General features: G+C 37.6%; 19 protein-coding genes. 1 reads left to right on the plus strand and 18 read right to left on the minus strand.

All coding sequences use genetic code 11. The features are described from left to right. Nucleotides 1–133 precede the first annotated feature (133 nt). The 8 genes from HUS61_RS19710 to traN all read right to left on the minus strand — a co-directional run bounded on the left by HUS61_RS19710 (nucleotide 134) and on the right by traN (nucleotide 8171). Nucleotides 134–583: a HipA N-terminal domain-containing protein gene (locus tag HUS61_RS19710; RefSeq protein WP_258536055.1), complete on the minus strand. Its 450-nt coding sequence runs from the start codon at nucleotides 581–583 to the stop codon at nucleotides 134–136. 30 nt (nucleotides 584–613) lie between these two features. Next, on the minus strand, nucleotides 614–898 hold the full coding sequence (locus HUS61_RS19715) for a helix-turn-helix domain-containing protein (protein ID WP_175083510.1): 285 nt from the start codon (nucleotides 896–898) through the stop codon (nucleotides 614–616). Between the two features lie 375 nt (nucleotides 899–1273). Beyond that, a protein-coding gene (locus HUS61_RS19720) for an IS630 family transposase (protein ID WP_371319679.1) occupies nucleotides 1274–2240 on the minus strand; the annotation gives its coding sequence in 2 pieces (ribosomal slippage) (nucleotides 1274–1840 and nucleotides 1842–2240; 966 coding nt in all). Between the two features lie 295 nt (nucleotides 2241–2535). Beyond that, on the minus strand, nucleotides 2536–2817 hold the full coding sequence (locus HUS61_RS19725) for a helix-turn-helix domain-containing protein (protein WP_175083508.1): 282 nt from the start codon (nucleotides 2815–2817) through the stop codon (nucleotides 2536–2538). Nucleotides 2818–2832: 15 nt separating this feature from the next. Then, nucleotides 2833–3489, minus strand: a complete 657-nt coding sequence (locus tag HUS61_RS19730; RefSeq protein WP_220094667.1) for a hypothetical protein — start codon at nucleotides 3487–3489, stop codon at nucleotides 2833–2835. A gap of 179 nt (nucleotides 3490–3668) precedes the next feature. Further along, complete coding sequence (locus HUS61_RS21715; RefSeq protein WP_258536053.1) at nucleotides 3669–3791, minus strand: hypothetical protein; 123 nt, start codon at nucleotides 3789–3791, stop codon at nucleotides 3669–3671. Between the two features lie 212 nt (nucleotides 3792–4003). Further along, a complete protein-coding gene (locus tag HUS61_RS19735; protein ID WP_175083507.1) occupies nucleotides 4004–4954 on the minus strand; it encodes a hypothetical protein in 951 nt (316 codons plus the stop codon). Between the two features lie 70 nt (nucleotides 4955–5024). Continuing rightward, the gene (traN, locus tag HUS61_RS19740) at nucleotides 5025–8171 is read right to left on the minus strand and encodes a conjugal transfer protein TraN (protein ID WP_118845564.1); all 3147 of its coding nucleotides are present in this window, start codon (nucleotides 8169–8171) and stop codon (nucleotides 5025–5027) included. A gap of 220 nt (nucleotides 8172–8391) precedes the next feature. On the opposite strand from traN, the gene HUS61_RS19745 reads away from it, so the two are divergent. Further along, nucleotides 8392–8577, plus strand: a complete 186-nt coding sequence (locus HUS61_RS19745) for a hypothetical protein (protein ID WP_063530423.1) — start codon at nucleotides 8392–8394, stop codon at nucleotides 8575–8577. A gap of 818 nt (nucleotides 8578–9395) precedes the next feature. Here the strand turns inward: HUS61_RS19745 and HUS61_RS19750 are convergent. The 10 genes from HUS61_RS19750 to HUS61_RS19795 form a co-directional block, all read right to left on the minus strand. Continuing rightward, nucleotides 9396–10439, minus strand: a complete 1044-nt coding sequence (locus tag HUS61_RS19750) for a TraU family protein (RefSeq protein ID WP_175083506.1) — start codon at nucleotides 10437–10439, stop codon at nucleotides 9396–9398. After that, the gene (locus HUS61_RS19755; RefSeq protein ID WP_162898090.1) at nucleotides 10439–10588 is read right to left on the minus strand and encodes a hypothetical protein; all 150 of its coding nucleotides are present in this window, start codon (nucleotides 10586–10588) and stop codon (nucleotides 10439–10441) included. Before HUS61_RS19755 ends, HUS61_RS19750 begins: the two co-directional genes overlap by 1 nt. Beyond that, nucleotides 10585–11763 carry a TrbC family F-type conjugative pilus assembly protein gene (locus HUS61_RS19760; protein WP_175083505.1) on the minus strand — a complete coding sequence of 393 codons (1179 nt, stop codon included), beginning with the start codon at nucleotides 11761–11763 and terminating at the stop codon, nucleotides 10585–10587. Before HUS61_RS19760 ends, HUS61_RS19755 begins: the two co-directional genes overlap by 4 nt. Next, entirely contained in the window at nucleotides 11750–12250 is a 501-nt protein-coding gene (lepB, locus tag HUS61_RS19765; protein ID WP_118845554.1) for a signal peptidase I, read from the minus strand. The genes HUS61_RS19760 and lepB overlap by 14 nt, the downstream gene beginning before the upstream one ends. Before the next feature lie 485 nt (nucleotides 12251–12735). Next, on the minus strand, nucleotides 12736–13047 hold the full coding sequence (locus tag HUS61_RS19770; RefSeq protein ID WP_063528106.1) for a helix-turn-helix domain-containing protein: 312 nt from the start codon (nucleotides 13045–13047) through the stop codon (nucleotides 12736–12738). A 70-nt stretch (nucleotides 13048–13117) separates the two neighbouring features. After that, nucleotides 13118–13453, minus strand: coding sequence for a type II toxin-antitoxin system RelE/ParE family toxin (locus HUS61_RS19775; RefSeq protein WP_118845552.1), 336 nt, complete (start codon nucleotides 13451–13453; stop codon nucleotides 13118–13120). A 25-nt stretch (nucleotides 13454–13478) separates the two neighbouring features. Beyond that, entirely contained in the window at nucleotides 13479–14258 is a 780-nt protein-coding gene (locus HUS61_RS19780) for a tyrosine-type recombinase/integrase (RefSeq protein WP_118845549.1), read from the minus strand. A 197-nt stretch (nucleotides 14259–14455) separates the two neighbouring features. Then, the gene (locus HUS61_RS19785) at nucleotides 14456–20047 is read right to left on the minus strand and encodes a hypothetical protein (protein ID WP_175083504.1); all 5592 of its coding nucleotides are present in this window, start codon (nucleotides 20045–20047) and stop codon (nucleotides 14456–14458) included. A gap of 945 nt (nucleotides 20048–20992) precedes the next feature. Beyond that, nucleotides 20993–21268, minus strand: a complete 276-nt coding sequence (locus HUS61_RS19790) for a hypothetical protein (protein WP_118845543.1) — start codon at nucleotides 21266–21268, stop codon at nucleotides 20993–20995. A 650-nt stretch (nucleotides 21269–21918) separates the two neighbouring features. Beyond that, nucleotides 21919–22440 (minus strand): hypothetical protein, encoded by a 522-nt coding sequence (locus HUS61_RS19795; protein ID WP_118845539.1) that lies wholly within the window; start codon nucleotides 22438–22440, stop codon nucleotides 21919–21921. Nucleotides 22441–22455: the final 15 nt, after the last annotated feature.

Below are 22455 nucleotides of genomic sequence, written 5' to 3' on the forward strand. Positions count from 1 at the left end.
CGCAAGGGTAACACCCGCATCTCAGCAGAAACAATCTGTTAAAACGAAAGTCTTCGAATTATCGAAGTTGGATTTTGGATCTGAGAAAAAAGAAGCTGCCTAGCTGTTAAGCTAGACTGTAGAAGCCCTGTGATCAGAGTGAATCGATGTCGCTGGGTAGTTCACGCTGTGCTCCAGCGAGTGACATCCTACTACCTTGTCTCTTATTCAATGGTGCTTTAGGTAGGGCTTTTATCCTCTCTGAAAGAGCAGATAATTCTAAAGGCTCAGCACTTGGTTCAGGCATGACACTACCCTCAGGCAACATTATTAAGGCTCCAGCGGGCTCAATACCTGACACTTCTAGTAATGCAAATGAATCGGAGTGGTCAACTTGCGCATCTTTTGCTAATAATTTGCGCGCGTTTTCTTCGGGTAAAAGATTATCAAAAAAGCTCTGAACAGGACGTTTAGTATCTGTATCTAAAGTCATTTCATTTTGAATTGGTATATCCGGTGACAATGAGAAGTTTTCATCTGAGTTAATCCACTCTTGTGCATATTCAAAAGCCCAAAAGCCATTCACATCTTTTAACTCACCCATTTTTTTGTACTTACAAATACTGTGAGCGATCTATTCATGATCAACTATCTCATTAATGCGTTTGATTAGTTTCTTTTGCGCTGAAGTATCAGATGGAGGCAGCGCGAAGTCTATTTTCATTTCAATACCAAGTGACTCCATCAAATCAAATAACCTGCTTACGGACAATGAGCCACTTCCCTTTTCAAAGTCACCTACCGTATTGATACTATTGCCCGAAAACTCTCCAATTGTTTTTTGGTCTAATCTTTGGCTTTTTCTAACAGCAGATATTAATTTACCTAATTGCTTTGCTGAACTTACTGATACTTCCATTTTTAGCTCCAAAATTCACAGATAATTGTGAATAATAGAGGGATATAATCAATAGGGCAACAAATTCACAATATTTTGTGAAAAAACCTAGAAGCCAGTCAAAGAGCCAAAAATTCACAATATAATGTGAAAAATGCAATTCATATAGATACTGCAAATTGACTAGATAGACTCACAAGGAATAGAATATTAATAGGTACAATTTAGGAAGGAACTGAAAAAGGATTTTTATGTATGACCAAAATTAAAATTAATAAAATTAGAAGTTTATCCCATCTAATGGTTTTATTGTTTATTACCTTTGCATTGATGCAAATTTCAACATCATTAACAATAGTTACCTCAATTCTTGTTTTATACCATTCCGCATAAAGATTAAATCAATTTAATCCATTCCCGATTGCACATTTTCTTCACTCGATCCGGTATCGAAATAAAGTGATTCCATGCCTTTGAAACTTCATCGACAATTTCGTCATAGCCCGAAAACACTCTATTGGATAAACAATGTTGTCGTATCCAGCTCCATACTTGCTCTATTGGATTTAGTTCAGGTGAATAAGGTGGAAGCTTTATCAGGGTTAGGTTTTTAAATTCTGAAGCTGTATCGTATGTATGCCAGCCTGCGCCATCTATTATCACGACAGCATGCCTTCCAGCAGGTGTCGCGTGTGATATCTGGCGCATATGCTGCGTCATTGCTTCTTTATTTACGAATGGGCTAACTAACGCTTCTGTTTGGCCTGTGGCTGGACATACCGCGCCAAATAAGTATCCATAGTCAAATTGCTGTTGTTTTACAATCCGTGGCCGAGTGCCTGTTTCAGCCCAAATGCGCGTAGTCGGATTTTGCTGGCCAAATCGTGCTTCGTCCTGAAACCATACGTCGATACGGTCAAGAGGAAGATGTCCTGGTGTGTGAAGGATCGTTTCCAGTTGGAAGTTTTTTAAAAGCATCTTGGCTCTGTAATGATTGCTTCGGGTGTTTAGAGCGGCTTGTGATCCAACTAAAGCCAAGTTGCTTTAGAATTTTATAGACATGATTTAAGTGGTAATGAACACCAAATTCAGTGTGAATGTAATGCACAATGTCTTCACCGGTAAGGCGCCCACCTTGAAGCTCTGTGTTCGTGCGCTTTATAAATTCAGACAGTTGTTCAAGTTGCTGCGGTTGCAGCCTTGATGGACGTCCTTGAATAGGCTTATTGTCTAAACCACCCAGCCCATTCTCTAGGTAACTAGAAACCCATTTATTCACACTACTTCTTGCTGTGTTTAGACGTTTTGCAATATCGGTTCGGCTATTACCCTCATAAAATAAAGACACTGCAAGCAATCGCATGCGTTTTCGTGCGTTTGGTTCTTTACGAGAAAGCGCTAAAAGTTGTTCAGATATGTTTGGGTTCAATGTTAATAACCAGTGATTTTATATAGCCTATATTAGATCAGATATTTAAGCGGAATGGTATTAATCTATTTGGCGTTCATTCTTTCCTCAACAGTTAAAGCTTTCAATACAAAGAAGTTCTATTCAGCAGAAGAGATTAAAGAAGGTGCTATTCCATTTCTTCTATATTACTGGGATAACAAAAATAGCTCATTAAAGTCATTATACAAATGAAGCTAAAGTGCATAAATTATAAATCACCCCAAGGATGAAAGTTATCAGTTCTTACACCTGTTCTTTTCACAAGTGATTTTACTATGAGTGTTAGTCCACCCCAGTCAACAGCCGAGTATGAACCGTTTTTGTTTTCAAGCACTATAGACAGCTCTGGAGTTACCGATAATGTATCTTGATCTGTTCGTCTTGGCATTCCCGTAGCTCCCATAATTGCAGGCACAGTGTTAACGCCAGTGCTTATGAGCCATGTAACATAGGCCCTTCTATATAACCTTGTTTTAGTTTTGCTATGCATTATTTATGACCAATATTAGAAAGGTTTTAATTCCATCAAAGGAGTCACTAGCTGGTTTTTGTATGTCCAATGTGCAGTATCTGAGCAGCGATAGTTAATTAGTAAATCAATATTCTTGAAATCTAATTCTAGATCTCGCGCAATTATAGGCTCGTGATGTGCAATTCTATTTCTTAATCCCCTGACATTCTCAAGAAGAACCCTCAATTTATTTCGCATTTCCGGCACTGATAAAGTTACTTCATGATTAGGAAATACTGTATGCAAGAATGGAGTCCATAAACGATCATCAAACCTTCTCGTAAGCAGTTTCTCCCAAAATACAAACTTTAATTCGGGAATAACTTTTCCTGTTGTGTTCTGTCCATTTCTGGCATTTATTAGATCACGTCTTGGGCTATAGCCTCTATCAGGGTTTGGTAAACTACGCTCAAATGTAGTATTCCAAGGCCAATTTAACCCATATTTTCTCTCCAAGGCTTCAGATACAGCGTTTCTAAAAACCACCTCACAAAGGTGAAGTGGCGCAAAAAACGCCGCAGACACTTGTGCATTCCATGCATAGAGCTTTAATGCTTGCTCTGTACTCAACGCTGTACCATTAAAAACAATTTGTTCATATGTACTCAACCTTGAGTCAGATAATGACCTTTTGATATTACTTGACGGCATCGTCAACTCCTTTTACAATTCACTTACTAGCTACGGGATATGCTGGCTTTATGCCTCCCCCTGTAGACATACGAAGAAAACAAAAAAACCTGCTTTATGCGGGTTTTTTTGTATCTTAAAAAACCTATATGGGCTAGCTTGGTCGTAGCAATTACCCTTTCAAATTCTTTACCTATCACTTACTCTTTTAAACCGAGGGCTGGCACTGTCTTATACAAATCATTCAATGCATCAGTTAATTGTTGTGGATCAGGTATAATGTACGTATCGGTCACATCATCGCTAACATTTCCTATAGCCATTTAAAATTTGTACATTTTAAACAGCCGTAGTAAAAGTTATATCCGTCTATGTATACGCGAGTATTCACTTTGTACTTTTCTATTGTCCATAATTGAAAAAACCGGCCTGAAGAGGCCGGCAATTTCGCCCAAGTCCAGTGGTCGTAATGCCAAACGTGGAGCATGGGACAGTGATGTAATAGTAAGCCTACTATGCTCAAATGCAAGTAAATTTATAACTTAGTATCAAGCGGTAATTCAGTGAAGCTCATGTCTTTTAAATGGTAATCGTATAAGTATTTACCTTTGTCTTTAGGGTTTTTGTAATACTTTTCGTTGTATTCGCTCTTATTTTCTTTTTCCCATTCCTCAAAAAATACGTATCGCAGTTCGCTAATATCCACACCATCATCAAAATTTTGCCCAGTAATAAATTTATGTATTTTCCCTTTGTGAATGACTATATGAGAACCAGCGTACACACTCCTACTATAATCCCAATTACCTGAACTTAATTTTCTTGGGTGATACAAGTAAACATCATCCCCCATGTAACCGCTCATTAAATGCAACGAAACAAACTTTCCACTTGCCTCAAAAGTTACATATGCAGACTTACTTTCTTGATCATATGAAGAAACTCTTCCAAGCCCAAGGTATTGTCCGCAGGTACTCAGAACAAGAAGCAAATTTTCACATTGATTTTTGTTTTTATAGTTGATGATTCGCTGAGTATTTGTAGTCCTTTCTGACTCTATTTCAAGCCCTTTCTTGGCAGCAATATCATCAAGCTTTTTCGAAGCTCTAGCAATAATACCTTCAGGGTTTGCAAGTACTGATTGGTCTACATTTTCAACTTTAACAATAAATTGGGCGCTCTTAGCTAAAGGCTCGTTTTCAATGATACTATCATTAATAGCTGTACTGGCTGCTCCAGTAAAATCTAACATTAACAACTGACCAAAAGCCATTACACTCGAACCAGGTACTTTGCGAGTCCCTGACTTTCCGTCAGCACTATCCATAAACTTATTGCTGCCAGCTAAGCGCATTGTTGTTTTTGCAAATGAGTCATTCTCATTTGCTTGAAAGTTATTAAACACGATTGGCTCTTTTGTTGATGAACAAGCTGATAAAGTTAATGCCATGACTGAAGCTAAAGCTATTTTAGTTATATTTTTCATAGATTTTCTCTTTTGTCCCGAAAATAGCTCTATCGTACTTTATTATTTATATTGCGCAACTTTATAATCACTAATCATTACGGAAGTAGCATGCCAATGGTCTCGGCACATATGAACAATCAATATCATCTGCATTTATAATACTTCTTGTTTCGATAGCCCTCTCAGCCAGTTCAGCGTCAACAGCTCTTTGTGTTGTTCTATCAACAGCGTTTTCTCGACCTTCATTATTAAGCATTCGACCAGAACCAGTCAGCTTATCAAGGTCTTGATCAAAATCAGCAATACCAGACTCGATCATTATGTTAATCCATTCGCTTAAATCAATTTTATTCCAGTCCAGGTTAGACAGTTGTTCAGGGGTTAACCCCGGACAATTCCTTAATTTTGAACCATCAACTTTTTCAGTTGTATATTCTTCTAAGTCATGGCCAAGCATTGGGGATGCTTGTTCCATTATTATTCGAGATAGGATAGAGTCATAACAACAATAATCTTGACGACGTAGATAACAGACACCTAAAGCATCTTCAGCACAGTATTTCTTACCCACGGGAATGCATTGTTTCGTAGCCAGCCTAACTCCCATATCCATTTCATACTCGTGGCAAGCAGTGAGCAAATTTAAGGCTAGTTTAATATATTGATACACCATGTATGCAGCATATACATAGCCAATTACCGCTACAGCTTGACTTGCTCCTTCTGATAGCGCCACTGTAGATACTCCATCCTCAACGGTTTTTTTCATTAATGCCTGTGCTAACTCCTCTGGAATCGAATCATAAATGTAGTTCATAACCATCTGCTGTAGTTCTTCAATAGCTTGATCCGATAAAATATCCATTGCGGCCCCAGATGCATCAACCACCTCCCCTGCTGCATTACCTGCCGCAGTACTTGCCGCATCAGTAAATACTGTAGACACTGAAGACCAAGCGCTTGAAACAGCTTCACCAGCAGTTGTAGCTGCATTAGCAATAGGTTCTCTCAGACTCTGATAGCCGCCGACTACAGCATTGCTGGTTCCATCTAGTCCAGCTACAAATGCATCTGCTTGTAGCATGCCATAAGCAGCTTGTGCATATTCATAAATATCAACACCATCAGGAGCCTCACAACAGTCATTACCTAAACCACTTGGTTCCCAAGAGCAAAACTTTCCTTCACCTTCAAAAATAGTGCACGTTGATGGGTCTGTAGGATCTTCACAGTTCATCCCATCTTCCATATGCTGTATTACTGTTGCCATAGCAAGAACATCTGCGAATTGATCATTAACTTCACTATTTGATGTTTCACAATTCCCTCCAACACAAGGCAATGTAGCCGCACAGGTATTCTGTGTTACGGAGCTTGTTACAGTCGAAACAATTTCTTCATCACATTGATACTCAATAGTGTAAGCGAAGCAAATATCATCGGCGTCATCTCGCTCCCAAAGCCATCCTTCTGCACATGTTCTTTCAATTTCTTGGCATTGCGTATCAGTTTGGTAGGTAGCGCAGTGGTTTGGTTGAGATTCTATCTCATCCCAAGAATAACATTGGAATTCATCCTCTATTCCTGCAGCTTTTTCTTCCTCAGTGGCTCTCCGAGTTACAATACAGTAATCTTCACCTTTAGTAGGATCACAGTTGTATCCATCAAGGTTAACTCTCCAAGTTTTATTTCCTGTATCACCATTATAAAAAGGAGGGACTGTTTCTAATATTTCTGGGGGTAATCCAACGCTACCAACTTCGATATTTGTATAGCTATCAAATTTACAAAAACCTTCGAACCGGCTCTCAGTATCACCACTGGTGGTGTCACTAAACCCTGCTAAGCCATTGCTTTCCTTTAGCTCACTTTCAATCGCATCATAGCAACCGGCTGGATATTGCTTGTTTTCCCCTACTTCACCAGTAAACCTGTATCTTACTTGAGCGTTCAAAATCCATTTTGTGTCACCACCATCATCAGTTTTATCTTCAACTTGGACAATACCTTTTAAACCATTTGCACATGTTGGCGCTTGCAACTCTCGAATCCAAGTACTTTCATCAATGCTTCCATCTATAGTGGTGTCCGACCAAACACCAAGGCTTACCCTATTAATATTAGTATTATTAACTGTGCAGAAGCCTTCAAAACTTGGACCTTCAAATTTCAGCTCTGTTGCAATTGAATCAGTTGGGGCTATTGTCTTAGCCGTTTGCTGCTTTAGATCAAATTCTACTGTTAAAAATTGCTTGCCCTTACCCGCCATTTGCACAATTACGTCATATGCAACTGGTGTAGCTCTTTCAACTTCGCAATATAAGCTATTGCTTGCAAGTGGTTGCATACATAAATGATTTGTTGATTGTGTTGATATAAATTCACGTGTTATGTCAACTGACTCGTCTGTACATGACGATAACCATGATCCGGTACCGTCAAGGGCATCATTCACTTCATTAAATCCGTAATTGAAAATACTGCTTCTGGGGTTTATTTCTGGGGGTTTATTGTCATTCTGAATTGATTGAATTGTTTGGTATACAGTTGCATCACTAGCAGTGTCAGTTTTCAAACTGTTTATTTTAGTGGTTCCTGAAGCATAAAACTCTGTCTCATTACCATAGTGACTGTCTGCCTCAAATGTTGTTTGAGAGTGATTTAGCTCTGAGCTAGTGTACTCGTTTTGATTAGAAACATGCTCAGTAACTTTTGATTCATCAATAGTCCCAACATAATTACCACTATCATCTTTTGTAAGCGAAACTCCTCCATTACTATAATTTGTAATTAAACCTCCACTAGCATTAGTCGATGGAACAACAGCTGACTTTGACATGTCTCTCGCAACATTTACGCTATCTTCAATCTGCTGCTGCGCATTGTCTCCATAATTACCATAAGCAGACAAATCAACTGTTCTAGATGTCTGTGGGGTTAGGTAGTATTTTTGAATTATCTCATTTTCTCGATTTGGATTTATGACTGTTTGATGTGGGTATTTTAATAACGTTTGATTTAAACGTTGATCATCGGAGCGGTTATTTGTTGGATCATCAGTTTTGTATTTTTGCTGAACTTGGTCAAACCGTTCCTGTGCAGCAATAGCTGTTTCAAATGGAGTGGCAATCGATAGTAACCCAGCCCATACCCCAATTACTGATACAGCAATGGTTTGACCAACCATGCTTGCAATGATTGTATATCCGGTTAATTTTTTCTTAAAACACTTCATTAAACATAGAGCCGTGACTATTGATTTGAAGATATTTTAAAATCTATATTTCCATCTAAATCCTAATTTTCATTAGATTTTTAATTAAAATTTGCTCAATTAAAGCCACCTGATAGAGTAAAAGGGCTCAGAGGTGCCTTTGCTCCATTATCATTTGATATGCATACCATGATCTATAGTGTGGATGCCCCTACACTAGAAAAAGAACTTCACAGAAGATTTGAGAGAGCAAGTAAACAAAGTAAATCCCAGAAAAGAGTTTTTCAAAACCTCTATAGCAGAGGTTAGACAAGTAGTTGAGCAACAGGATTTACTTGATGTTCATTGGAAACTGACAGCAGAAACTGCTGAATATAGGGAGTCTTTAGCAATAGAAAATGCTCGACAAGAACATAATGTCACCTAATAGCTAAACCTCTGTTATAGAATACCAAACCAGCAAAGTATAGAAGCACAAAAAGGAAATCCAGCGTCATTCTGGCTAAACTAGGATACAAAAGAAAAAAGCATACAAACTTAGGGATGAAGGTGAGTTTGTATGCTTGGGTATTGATAAACAATTAGGAATTTGCTGGCTTAATAATTTATGAAATACACTTTAAAGATAGAGGCTGTGCTTATTATTGTCAAACTTCCATACTTAAAAATTTTTCGAAACTTTATGAGCCCCCCTTATTCGACATTAAGGTGGCGCCCATAAGTGATTCACTTCACACTGTTGTTTCAATAACTCCATGTTTTTAATATTAACTTTTTATAGGTGGAGTAAAAAAACCGAAACAAATAGAAGCTTAATTTAATATTAAAATTAGATAAATCTAGGGGGTATCGCTCAATTACCTAGTAATTTTTTGCTAAAAACAAATTTTCCCAAATGAATCCCTAAATATGCAAAGGTAACGAACGCAATATGAGCTACTATAAACATAGTTCACCCCCTAAGAGTAAACAAGACTATACGTCAGGTTAATAGTTTTCTAACTGACTTATCTCGGTGTGTTGAGAGTTTTAGTTCTAAGTATCTCTTTGCTTTTCCTTTACCCATGTGATCAAGGCACTCGCAAATAATTGAAACACTGTTACTCATCTCTTCTTCGTATTTTGGGCTCGTGTACTTGTGGTATGTTGTTTTCTTAAATCCAAATATGTGCATTGCTTGCTGTTTACTTAGCCTATATTTATTCAAAAAACTTCTAAAATCTTCGCTTTTCATTAAATTCCTCACTATTCTGAAGGCGCATTGATACCAGAGCTAATTACGCAACAGTCATTAAAACGCCACAGTAAATATAAGTAGTCTTCAAGACCTGGGATGGTTCTACCACCTGCCGCTGTAGACCATTTATGTTCAGACTCTCCCAATGGGTGACAGCACTTACCATTTGGGGAGTTTCTATCAGCTTCTGCTACGGGATGAAGCATCGAAAGCTTATACTGGGATTTGGGGATCATTGGCCAAAACTCGGGTTTACACATTGCATCCTCTCCGATTGTTTTTCTAGCCAACCCCTTTCGGTGCAAACTCGCAAGTACACGTTGTGTCAAAAGAGAAGTTACACGCGGCCCAGACTCACCATGATAAACATTTCCAGTAAATGGATAGAGACTTCCGTCGCAGCCAGCACAACCATATGTAGATTCTTGAACATCTCCTGCTGTAATTGCGGCACAATCCGCAGTACACCACGCTTTTGCAATTGGATTTGCAAATATAAATGCTTCTGGGGATAGTAAAATTGAGAGCAAATCATTGTTCCAAGTTGGATCAATCTCGCTAAGGTACATCAAATCAAAATCTGTATATTCACCACCACATTTAGGCAAATACAAAATTTCCAACATCGCAAATAATGGGTATGAATAGTAATGGTATTGGTACGTTGCCAAGTCTGCACCACCGGAACTTTTAACATCCACTCCAGTCGACAATGAAAATAGATCATCCTGAAGCCTAACTCCCCCTAATGCGGGTGCACACCATGGAACTCTCACATGTTCGACTAATCTAGACGGCTGCCAAAACCCCAGTTGATAGCCAAACTCCGGGATTCCAAGAGCATCATTACAAGCACAAATCGATTGGTCAGGTGCAGCCCCGTTTGGTTTTGGACCAACTCCCATCAATCGCACTGGTAAGAAGCACGACCAACAAACTTCATTTATTATATTGCTAAATACATTCGCGTTATTGCATGCGTTACCTTCGGCTTTTGTTTGCGTTGAAAATAAAGCTGCTAAGAAAATAAGGAAAATCAATGTAAAGCGCATTACAATTGAACCACTTTTGACTCTAACCAATTAAATGCGATTAGAAAGTAATGCCAAGCGGTATCCCAGACTTGCTTTGCTACAGTGGGGTACTCGTAACTTAAATAGATCCCACCTAAAACGCCTAACCCAACTAAAATTAATTTCATTTTTCACTCCAATCGAATTGACGTACCAGTAAATAGCCATTGCTTTGTGTTTCGATTTTGCTTGGTGTAGCTTCCACTTTGAATTTCTCAATAACTTGTATAGGCAAAATGAAAACTGGTGCCCCAAACTCATTTCGAAACTTACTAAGGTCATCCCACCCTTTGCCTTTATCCATATAGGTTAGATGAATCTGAAACTGTCCTGATATCGATTTTAATTCTTCCTTGACCCAATCAACCTGTGACTTCACATAGGGATCAATTACAAAAATGGTTAGATGCATAGGGTATTGTTTTAAAGGGTTGGTTATGTCGCCAGCTCGGGCCAATATTTCTCCACGGCCATTTTTGATATCTTGAGTTACGCGAACAGTCGTATCTATTAGCCATTGCTTAGATTCTTCTGACGTTGGTAGAGGGTAAGTTTTATATTTCTTCCAGAACCTTTCTTTTGCTAAACGTTGCTTCTCAGCCCAATCAATCTTGCCTGCTGCAGCTTTCATTTGCTCTATGATGTCAGGTTCGTCAATATTGAATAATTGGCCTAATGGCTCTAACTTGAAATCGCCTTGTTTTTGGTCAAATTGCTCTTTTGCATATTGCGCATTCAATGTACCCGGAGCAATAAGGTGCTTATTACTATTTCTTATGACGATAGTTGGTACACCGGTTACATTAAACTCTTTAAATCTTAGTGGGTTTATTCCTACATTTGGTTCTACGTTTGATATGGCACTTAATTTCTGAATAAGCTTCATCGTCGATGATATGTGTGTAGCCCCTTTTTCTAGCCCTCTAAATAAAATTGTTAAGTTATGCTCTTTGGCCACTTTGAAGGCATCAATAAGTGCTCTTCTGGGCATTGAGAAACTTACGAAAATAGCGCCATCTGTACCTTCTAATAAATCAATTTTATTTTCTTGTTGTGGAAGCGCTCTCTTGATTATTTCACTGGAAATAACAACAGCCTGATCTGCAATTGACTTGGCTAAAGCTATATCTTTTTCTTGAATTGTTGGCTTATCTATATCTTTTAACCACCCATTTTCTTTGGCTTTCTCGACAGCCTTATTCGCAGCGTCTTGAAAACTAGAAACATCATATTCGTTTTTTTGATTGGCACTTACCGAAACTGAGAACGCACAAAGCAAAACTATCGACTTAAAAAATTGCATATGCTTTCCCCAAAATGTCCTCTTCATTTATTGGCCCCCAAAACCTGCTGTCATAGCTATAAATAGTCTCACCAACCATAAAGAATTCATTTTCATTCAAGGTAATTTGTCGCTCATACTCTTTTGGGTTTAACTGTAAGAAATTAATGGCATGCGTCATTCCAGCAATTTTGGATTCAACTCGATTTACAAACATTTCATTTGGCGAGAACTTGATTTCATCGCCAGGAACACCAGCTGCAATTTTTATGAAGTTCAACCCTTTATCAAAATTTTTATCTTCCTTGTTAAATTTGAATGCAACTAAATCTCCCCTTTTAATATCCTTATCACGCTTGTCGACTATGAACATGTGAGCATACAAACATTGGTCTTGAAATATAGGAAAAGAAAATGTGAAGCGAGCAAAAAATAATTCCGCTAACCCATATAAGCCTAGTAGTGTAAGGCAGACTATGATTGTGCTTTTTAACTTTATGCTATTCATAGCTAACTGTTTTTGTGAGAACGTAAATAAATTCTACAGTGGGATTTTTGAGTAATTCTGTGATTTTCTTTCGTATTGAACTTTTTTTTGGGGGTTAAGAGAATATTTGTGGTACATTAACGACATACTAAAGTCTCCTCCAAAGAACTCTAGTATAAAAAAAGGTAGCCTTTGGTTGAGGCTACCTTTTTTTTAACTTATACATTTTCTGTCTTAAATGTGCTTATTTAATTAAAGTTTTTAATATCTCATCAATTTCAGAGAATTGAACAATACCATCAAGTATAGGGTTCCTAGGTCGTGGAAACTAATTCTAAATTTCGGTGTCCCAAAAGTCGAAAGATCTATATAGTCAAGTCAAATCTCTTTCGCTAGTTACTCTATACCCGCAGAGTAGTTTTTGAGGTAACCAGCGGTATCTCTCACCGCATTACCTTGAAGTTCAGCCTTTGCTTTAGCACCTTACTTTATGCGTATTCCAATCATTAGTTAGTTGTAACTGCTTCTACAGCCATTGTTAATTGATTATCAGCAAACGCAGGCTTAAAACGGAAACCTATGCGATACAAGCAAGTCATTAGCTTATCAATGCTGAACTTTTCAATTCGCCCATTAACTAAATCGCTCACGCGAGGTTGCGTTAGCCCTAATTGAGCAGCAGCGTCGGCCTGTGACCAATTTTTGGCATTGATAATGTCACGAATGACAATCATCAAATCTGAGCGCGTCTGTAATTCAGAGGCTTCTGCTTTATCTTCGGTGATTGCATCAAAGATATTTGAGTATTCAAGAGTCATCTTAAAAACCTTATTGATTAACTTATAAGCACTATATATCAATAGTGATATATATACAAGTGTTGATATATTATTGTTTAATTTCTTTTTGCATTAGCTTGTACCGCTTCTTTGCAGTGTCCATCGCCTGTTTATCGACTCCGTTAGTCGTCTTGGTAAACGAATGCAAGATGAACACTGTATCTGCAAACTTAGCAACGTAAATCGTTCGATATGCTGGCCTGCCGTTCTCTATTAACTCAACAGCACCAATCCCTACACTTTCCTTTAAGTGCTTAAACTTGCTAAATGGCTCTTTGTTTTGACAAATAGCGTTTAAATCATTTGCAAAGCGCTTTTGAATTTTGTCGGGTAACGCTAGAAACTCTTTTTTTGATTGATTGTTTATAAACTTAAATTTTTTCAACTGGCTAATGTCCTTCCAAGATTATTTATTCTTTTATTCCTAGTGGCGGCACTGACTTATACAGGTTATTCAGTGCATCAGTTAATCGCTGTGGATCAGGGATGATGTATGTGTCAGTCATATCATCACTAACATGGCCTATAGCCATTTGTATAACGTCATAATCGACACCAGCATCAGATAGTAGACTGGCGGTACTTTTACGCCCTGAGTGGCTTGAGCCTTGTTTAAAGCCGCAGCTCTTAAATAAGTTTCTAACGTAGTTCTCCATGCTGCTGCAAACTAACGTTTCTTTTTGCCCATCTTGAGTCTGATATTTTTTGACGTTAAACGATAACGTAACCCAGCGCTTACCGCTTCTAGCTAAAAACAATGGACTATCTCCATTCAGACCACCGTAACTACCGTCTACCGATAGCATGGCTTTATCTGCTATGCGCTTATCACGCCATCGTAAAACTGCTTGCCTTTGCTGTTTTAATACCAACGCACAATCACGACTTTGATTTGTTTTTGTGTAATCAGCTCTCATTCTAAAAATAGATTTGAGTTCACCCGACTTGGTAAAAACGTCTTTAACTAGCAACTGGCATGTTTCACCAATGCGCGTTAGTGAACCGAACAAAAACCAAATTAATGCCACATTTCTCTCAGCAGTTTCACCACGATTAGCATTAGCAAGTATGTGCTTTAGCTGCGCTTTACTTTCTATTTTCCCTGCGCCTTTTCTGCTTGCTTCAAGCCGCTTTACCGCGTCAGAAACAGGCCGTCTACGAACAGGTTTATGACCTTTCTCAAATGGCATATAACATCCAAACAACACCCAATTCCAACATGGAATAATAAATAAACACCAAAAACCACAGGTGTTGTGTTTGTTCGAGATATTGGAATAGGTATTCTTCAATAATCTTCAACCTTTCAGCAACATTTGAGCCCAATCAAAAGTTATTCATTTTTTATGAATATGGCAGTCAAAATAGCTGCCATATTCACATATCATTAATGAATTGTCTGAGTGATAGCTATGTATTCGAAACTATCGTCATAACATCTACCTACAACATAATTTGTACCTTTTAGCTTATCCTTGCTGAATTGGATAATATTATGAGAATGCGTTAGTAACTCACCATTTAACTGCCATGTAGTCGCAGCAATTCGACCATCCGAGTCATTACAGTTGAGATGTAATTCAAACACTTGATCTATTTCATGCATATTAATACTACCGGTTGGTTTCTGATTTGGTATCACACTCACTTCAAATGACTGCGAACCTGTCTGACCAAACTCAGTTTCAACATCAACGCGGATAGTATGATCACCAACTGATAAATCTCCAATACTTTCTCTATAGCGCTTGCTTTCCATGACAAGCTCGCCATCCAAGTACCATTTATACACTGAAACTCTATCATCTGGATGTGAAAGCCATACACGAGATCTAAGTGATACATCTAATGGATATCTCAGGTATTCATTACTGAATGTACGCACGATCTCAATTTCTAATGGGGTTGGAGGTAAAACTTCTACAATTTGACTTACTTCTTTGCTTTGTCCCCTGCTGTTAGTAACCCTAAATGTGAGGTTTTTCATTCCTTCTTGGGAAAACTGCAGAGTAAACTTGCCGTCATCTTGATTTAACACTTTAACTCCGGGTGTTTTTAGTAGCTCATATGTATACTCGACGCCAGGAGCAAAATGACGCTCTAAACCTACCCATGCAATGTGTTTAGAAGGCATGTAATTTACTGTAGCTGGCATGTTTAGTTCAATTTCAGGAAACTCGTATGTCCAGCTTTTCACACGAACTCTAGTCTCGTTGATTGTCTCTTGCTTTGACCCCTCTACCCAAGCTTGGTAGGTCAGAATAAAGTTTCTTCCTTCAAGAAGATTTTCACTAAATGTCAGGTCAAATTCACTATCATTTATTACTTTCCCATCCGGTAACACCCATTGGTTTTGAGTCCTACCATTAATAGACTCAGTTCTTGTGAAAGAGCTTCCTTTAATATGGTGTGTAGAGCCGACTTCGACTAGATCAGGGACATCTAAATCAAAATAGAATCGTGGCGCTCTTAAGAAGTAGTATCGCGCCCTAGCTTCGACAAAAGCTTCATCACCCAAACTACTGTCACTTGCTATCCCGTTATATTTCATTCGGGCATTGATATCTCTTCCTGTAAAGTCATCTTTATAGAATGAGATTTCTGCTGGACCTGAGAACCAAGACTTACGATTATCAGTTGACCACTCGATAACACCATCCCCATTTTGAACGAGGTTATCTCCGTCATACAAAACGAACTTTGCAGCTTCATTAAATAGAACTTCATTAGTTTGTTGAATTAATAGTTCAGGTTTTTCATAAGCAACAACTTTTAGAGTACCGCTAGTTGACCATTCGCCTGTAAACTTATTTTCAACTTTAACTCTCAAGTATTCAATTTCTTCGTTTTCATATCGCTTACGCCAACGTAAAGTATCTTTATGTTCTGTAGACTCCCTCCAATCTGAACCGTTACTTGAAACTTCCCACACAACTCGGCCAAGTGATCCAACATCTGCTCGGTCTTCAGGTGAGTAAATTGCTGAAGCTCTCAATGGTATCCGGCCCTTAATTAAGCCATCCTTTAGCTCCCCTTCAATTTTAGTGCCTTTGTACACAATAAAGTATGCACGAGCAGACTGAATATAGTACTCATAATCAGGTATAGGTGTTTTTGCTTTTGCTACTGCAACATAAATTCCACTTTCTTCGCCAATAACTTCCATTGGCATTTTTATGAAGGCTTCTCCTTTCGCATCTATTGTGACAGTTTCTGTTAATGGTTCAGGTATATTTCTTCTGTCATACTTACCTATGTAAACTTCCCATTCACCCATTGAGCTTTTGTCATAAACCCATCCATCGATTCGATTGTAATTCCCAAGGTTGATTTTAGCCGTTACTTCATCGGTAGATAGGATCTGATCATCTTGAAAATCTAGATTAACGCCAAGTGTGCTATCAGGAACGACTAAAGCTTTAATGCTTTGGGATGCATTTATTTCTGGCATTCTATGGTACTTAACGTTGTAATCGATAGGGAATACTTCCCATAGATTGCGTTCAACTTCAAAAGGCATATCGAACCTACCAGATGTTCTAAATATTTCACCTGTTCTTGTAGAAGGGTTTTTCGGAAATGTTTGGCTAACCCCTTTGGTGTCGAATGTCATATCTAATGAACCAGGGCTCGATACAGTACCCATTCTGACAATTTCACCACCCGAGTATTCAACTGGATAAAAACCGTTTATAAGTTCTCGCCTTGAGCTAGCTTCAACTGAAATCCCTGTTGGTTCCTGAGAAGAAATCAGTGTCTTTTCATTAGGTATGATCAGCGTTTCACCAAACTCATTAATTATTTCGATATCGCTTTCAATTTCTACAAGCGCTTTGTCTAAATAACCAACAGCCGATGGTGTTCTACCTCGCAATGATATTTCAAAGCCTTCTGGTAAATTAACCCAATTGAATATGCAACTTTTAACACCTTTGCGCGCATATTTAACCGCGAGGTCTCTTTCACTATAGAACCGGCACTCTTCGCCGCTCACTTGTTCAGAATCTAAATAAACCAATTCAATTAGTCTGAACGGTAGATAGTCGTTTTCACGATGCTTTATATCAAACGACATAGGAGCAAAGACAACATTTAGATCATAATTAAATTTATCACCTGAAGAGTTTTTAACTACAACACTAATTTCTGCATTATCTTTTGGTGATAACTGCTGAGCTAAGCCATTAATAGTGACAATACCGTCACCAACAGAATTTAAACTTAATGGCACGCCGTTTGATTGTACACTCTCAATAGTGACACCATTTACGTAGCCATTAAACCCTGCTACTAACAGTTCACTATCAAAGTAGAACTCATCATCTTCCTCCATACTTTGGCTGTTTCTGAAAATAGAAATTGATGGCTGCTTACGAGATAAGAATGCAGCGTTTTTAAATTCTTTTTTATCTGATTTTGAATATAAGTACTTTGAAGTAACCGTAATATCGTAGTGTCCATCTGGTACACTCTGCACATCAGCTGTATAAATAAACTTGTTATTAATAACTTCAGGCCCGGTTAGATTTTTTACTATTACAGTTTCACCTTCAGTAATATTATCGTTTTTAAAAAGAGTAGTACCGTCAAATTCAAGTTCCTTAAGGACTTCGTGCGAACCACTAACTTTAAACTCAAGTTCAATCGATTTAGGAAGCCACCATGTACCTGATATAGCTGGAGACGGTTTATCAAATACAACTCTCGCTGTTTCGTTCTCAACATCTATAGAAGCGCCTAACAAGCCAAAGCTCAATGGCAAACCACTAGCCCTTGCATTAACTTTTACTTGCTCTACCCGAGAGTATGCATATTCCCAACTTACAGTGGCCTGTGAGTTTATTTCTTTATCAGTAAAGTACTTATTAATTGAATTTACCTTAAACTGGTGAGAAACAATGCCACCCTCATAGCCAATGTAATTTTTATTTCCAAGGAAATAAGGAGTGATATTTATTGTGCAGGATGTACTTCCAGCATTTATTAAACAACTCCCCAAATTATCGACAATCACCTGTTGTGAATAATTAACTGGCTTAGTAGTGATTGAAATGGCTTTAACCTGAGAGTTTGGATCGTGATTGACATCGCTATTATTGTCGATCCATTTATTCCCTACATAAATAGAATATTTTGTTAGTTCAGGCGCAATTGGGGCCTCGACGTTAAAAGATGTAGTTCCAGACTTGATTAGTGTTTTCTCTTTCTCCGCGCCAAAATAGGCATACACTTTATACCCAACAGGCACAACTCCGCTCATTCTCAATCGACCTTTCAGAGAAAAGTTATCTCTATCAAGCTCATCCATACCAACCCATTCAAAATAACACTTTCCAGATACATTATTGTTGGTACCAATTGCAACCGCTTCATTAGTCACAATGTCACAGAAACCTGAAAACTTAGTTTGGACTGCTTCAAAACTAGACTCTTTTACGTGAGATACTAATCGACCACCTAAATTGTTAATCTTAAACTCGATTTCATCTTGAACTTTATTTAGTGTGATTGTTCTGGAATATAAATGTCCCAGAGTATCCTTGACCGTAACTTTTATTGTATTTAAGCCATTTTTGAAAATAACAGTGTCAGGTATTGTGGCCACACCAATTTTAGGCTTGTTAAAAGCAACGTTAGAAGAATTAATTTGAATAGATATCAGGTCAACGTCATCTGTAAATGAATTGAAAGTTGAAATTACCAGCTCTTGATTGTATGCAAAGTTACTGCTGTTATTTTGCTTAACACCTGATTTGAAAATATCAATTTTTGGGGCAGCTTTGTTAATTCTTAACCCATTAAAATTTTGGTTAGAAGGGATGCCACTTGAATTTGTGAAAGCCACAGAAGCACCATAATAACCATCTTCAATTTGCGTCATATCAAACGTGTAAACATATGCACCATTTACACTTTCTCTCTTAGTGCTCGTAATAGTCTTATTTGCTGTAACTAGTGAGCCATCTTTTGTATATAGAACATTCCCGCTATAGGTGATGCCACTTGAAATGGTTGGCTGACTATTTCGGCTGAATTTTACATTTAACTCAGATGGGGCCCACCAATCGCCAACAATCTCGCTTGAAGGCTTATTTAAAACGAGTTTAGCTGTGTTATTCGAAACTTGAATTGATTTGCTATTAACGTTTATTGTCTTTGTAGTCGCATAACTAGCAGGCATTGAATTAACCTCAAAAAGGTCAATTTTTGTTGGTTGGTAATTCCAAGGAACAGTTAAAGCGTGTTTGGTGTTACTAACTCCCCAATAACTATTACTCGAATCAACTGACACTTGATAGCTTAAAGAGCCCACTTTATTTGAAATAGCATCACCAAGCTTTATTTCTGAAAATGAAATATCGCATGAAGTAGCGCCACTTACTACTGTACAGCTACCAAGCGATGGTATAGATACCTTCTGACTGTAATCCCTTGCTTCAACATTAACTCTAACTGCAGAAAACTTGTTTGCGGGGTTGTAATTGGTATGGCTACCTACGCTTTTCCATGAGTTTCCAAGCTTAACTGAGTATCTTTGGACAGTGGGCTTAACTGGAGCTGCAAAATTGAAAATAAAGTTTTTTGTATCAACTAACTTTTTAGCTTTTGCTGACCCTGAATAATAATAAATTGAGTAGCCAATACTATTCGGACCTGAATTGGAGGCAACGCCTTCAACTTTAAATCCATCAATTGAATAACCGGCTGTGTTATTCCATTCAAATAAACAATATCCAGCGCTTAAGGTTCCCCCTTGTAATGCTAAATTATTATCTGTAGTGACAGTACAGTAATCGTCTATAACAGTTTGGCGAGCCTCAAGCTTGAAGTTTCTTACGTTTGAAATAAGTGTGCCTGATTTGTTCTCGATGACAAATTCTGGTTTGTAGACATTCATCGTTCCTTTGATAGTTGTGATAGCAATAGCGCTAAATGAAAACTTCAAAGTAGTTAAAGCCGCTGCCTTTAAATAACTCATTATTAGACCTTGTTGGAATTACTCAGAGTTAACTTACCAACTTAGCCAATCAATAAAGCCTGAAAAAAAATTGAAATAGAAGAAAAATTCGTTTTATTAATTTTGGAAGGGAATGATTAAAGAAATTTCCAACCAACCCTAGTCAAACTGCACTATCACATTTAACTTTGTCATTAAAAGCAACAAAGAAAATAGCATACATCGATATGCATAAAGTTGTTTCTGAATAGATTGCAACAGTCTTCCATATGGGAAATTTTGCCATGACTGGATACAAGCTTAACCAAAACACAGTGTAAATTGATAAAGTAAACATAGCTGGTTTAATGATCTTCTGTGGAAGAAGATGTTTAAACTTAACTAAGAAGATTACCAAGAAAATGTAAAATGAAGCATTAAACATTGCCAGTAGCCCTCTGAAGTTCCAAGTGGAAATCCCGAGCCACCAGCCAATTAACAACCAAGAGTAAATTATAGAAAAAACACAAAAAGTTATTTTGAAACTAACTTTCAATTTAAGTAAGTAGAAAAGGCCGAACAGCATAAAAAACTTTTCTAGAAAGTTAAGAGATGTGAAGTACAAAAGTGTGTTCCATACATCTCCACTATTGTATAAAAAGAATAACCCTACCTTAGTCACGCATGAAATAGCTATGGCAAAAAAGAAGCAAATAGCCGAAAGGTTTTTATTGAATATGATTGATTTATAAAACTGAACACTAAAGGCTAGCAAAACAGGTGCGCTTATCACGTAAGCTAATTGATTAACCATTCATACGCCTTTCTGACTAGTTTATAAAGGGTAAGTGTAGTTGATGAATTAGGTACTGTACTTTTATAGCATATGTATTTTTAGTTTGAATAAATAAAGCTCATCTTAATAAATACTTTATAACTTATATATCAGATGGTTACGAAAAGGAAATGGCCTACTCTATGACAATATTAATTTTTTGCCTTAATCAACAAAGTCAAAACTTGTGAAACTAATTGGGATAAAAAATCTTCGCTATACTCTAACACTTTCTCCAACTCGGCTTTGTTTTTAGATGGCTCTAAACCGATAACAAAGCTTTCAAACTCTTGGCGGTTATCTAGTATCGAAATCACATTGTCGATTGTTAAATTAGGCTTTGAACCCTCTAGCAAAGCAATAAGCTTAAGTGAAAATTTACTAAATGGGCTTTCATCACAATATTGCTTAATTTTTTCTGCAATCATACCTACCTCAATATTTAAAAAACCAAATTACTTATAAAGCACTAGACGGCGCTAGTAATGAAATCTCTTTGTTAAACGATTGAAATCGCTCGTTACACAAAGCCAGTACAAGCTTATTTTTATTCTTTTTTGTTAACGATCTATTTTTTAGATTCGCGATGAATTTCACTCAAAATGGCAAAAACTAAAATCACAAAACACCAAACAGGTAACCAAATAAAGGTGGCTAGATTGCTTTGGAAGGTTGTAATGTTTTTTACACTCCAATAGCTATTGCAATATATGGCCATTAAAATAATGTACGTTAGGATGCTGATAGCGAGTACGATGTACCAGGTTATAGTATTGAGCTCGCTTCTAGCGCTTATTAATATTATTGACGAGCTTGTTAACACGAAGATGTTTGAATACACAATCACTAAAAATATATTTAGGAATTCGATGTCGAGTGTGAAAAAAGCATCGATGCTGCCTAAGTTCTCAACAATGAGCGAATGAACGTACAAAATGAAAACTAAGAACGCTGTCAAGACTGCTGCTGTAACAAGACTGGTCGTTATATATTTACATCGCTTTAATTCTTCTGATTTCACATTACTCATACAATCACCTTACTGATTTTATATTGTCTTGATAAAACCGACTTAACCTCAATCTAATTGATAAGAACGCAGGTTTTCTGCTTCACTATTAGATTTTGTTACCTTTGAATTCGTGGCTCGTAATTTTGTTGGCGCATTTTTAATAGCAAGCGATGCACACATTTTCACTTGCTCTAAACCATATTCGCTTTTTTGTGTTAATCCCGATTCAATTAGAGCTTGCTCACCTTGGATGCTTACTTTTATTTCAGGGCAATCAACATATCTCAGGCTTGGGCCGCATGACCACTTCGCATAGTCATCTGATCTGCTGCTATTGCTTGATGTAATAGAATAACTAAACTCATGAGCAGTATAGCTTTTACAATCAAGATCAAAAAAACCAGCCCTTTTTAATTTCACTGAACCAATTTCACTAAGTTTCTCTTTCTCAACCGGGGTTAAGCTCATTTCAATATCCGGTATAGAGCCTCGGTAGTTAGACACCCACGCTAAAATACCCGCAACTAAAAGCGTAACTAATAGTAAAGTGAGTAATGTGATCAGCTTACGTTCTGAATTTAATTCCACAACAAACTCCGGGTT

It is taken from the genome of Pseudoalteromonas sp. 0802, assembly GCF_013350085.1.
Taxonomy (GTDB): Bacteria; Pseudomonadota; Gammaproteobacteria; order Enterobacterales; family Alteromonadaceae; genus Pseudoalteromonas.

Excerpts from the sequence above, each read along its gene's own strand:
- HUS61_RS19710 (WP_258536055.1), bottom strand. The coding sequence starts at position 583 with ATGGGTGAGTTAAAAGATGTGAATGGCTTTTGGGCTTTTGAATATGCA.
- HUS61_RS19715 (WP_175083510.1), bottom strand. The coding sequence starts at position 898 with ATGGAAGTATCAGTAAGTTCAGCAAAGCAATTAGGTAAATTAATATCT.
- HUS61_RS19725 (WP_175083508.1), bottom strand. The coding sequence starts at position 2,817 with ATGCATAGCAAAACTAAAACAAGGTTATATAGAAGGGCCTATGTTACA.
- HUS61_RS19730 (WP_220094667.1), bottom strand. The coding sequence starts at position 3,489 with ATGCCGTCAAGTAATATCAAAAGGTCATTATCTGACTCAAGGTTGAGT.
- HUS61_RS21715 (WP_258536053.1), bottom strand. The coding sequence starts at position 3,791 with ATGGCTATAGGAAATGTTAGCGATGATGTGACCGATACGTACATTATA.
- HUS61_RS19735 (WP_175083507.1), bottom strand. The coding sequence starts at position 4,954 with ATGAAAAATATAACTAAAATAGCTTTAGCTTCAGTCATGGCATTAACT.
- traN (WP_118845564.1), bottom strand. The coding sequence starts at position 8,171 with ATGAAGTGTTTTAAGAAAAAATTAACCGGATATACAATCATTGCAAGC.
- HUS61_RS19750 (WP_175083506.1), bottom strand. The coding sequence starts at position 10,439 with ATGCGCTTTACATTGATTTTCCTTATTTTCTTAGCAGCTTTATTTTCA.
- HUS61_RS19755 (WP_162898090.1), bottom strand. The coding sequence starts at position 10,588 with ATGAAATTAATTTTAGTTGGGTTAGGCGTTTTAGGTGGGATCTATTTA.
- HUS61_RS19760 (WP_175083505.1), bottom strand. The coding sequence starts at position 11,763 with ATGCAATTTTTTAAGTCGATAGTTTTGCTTTGTGCGTTCTCAGTTTCG.
- lepB (WP_118845554.1), bottom strand. The coding sequence starts at position 12,250 with ATGAATAGCATAAAGTTAAAAAGCACAATCATAGTCTGCCTTACACTA.
- HUS61_RS19770 (WP_063528106.1), bottom strand. The coding sequence starts at position 13,047 with ATGACTCTTGAATACTCAAATATCTTTGATGCAATCACCGAAGATAAA.
- HUS61_RS19780 (WP_118845549.1), bottom strand. The coding sequence starts at position 14,258 with ATGCCATTTGAGAAAGGTCATAAACCTGTTCGTAGACGGCCTGTTTCT.
- HUS61_RS19785 (WP_175083504.1), bottom strand. The coding sequence starts at position 20,047 with ATGAGTTATTTAAAGGCAGCGGCTTTAACTACTTTGAAGTTTTCATTT.
- HUS61_RS19790 (WP_118845543.1), bottom strand. The coding sequence starts at position 21,268 with ATGATTGCAGAAAAAATTAAGCAATATTGTGATGAAAGCCCATTTAGT.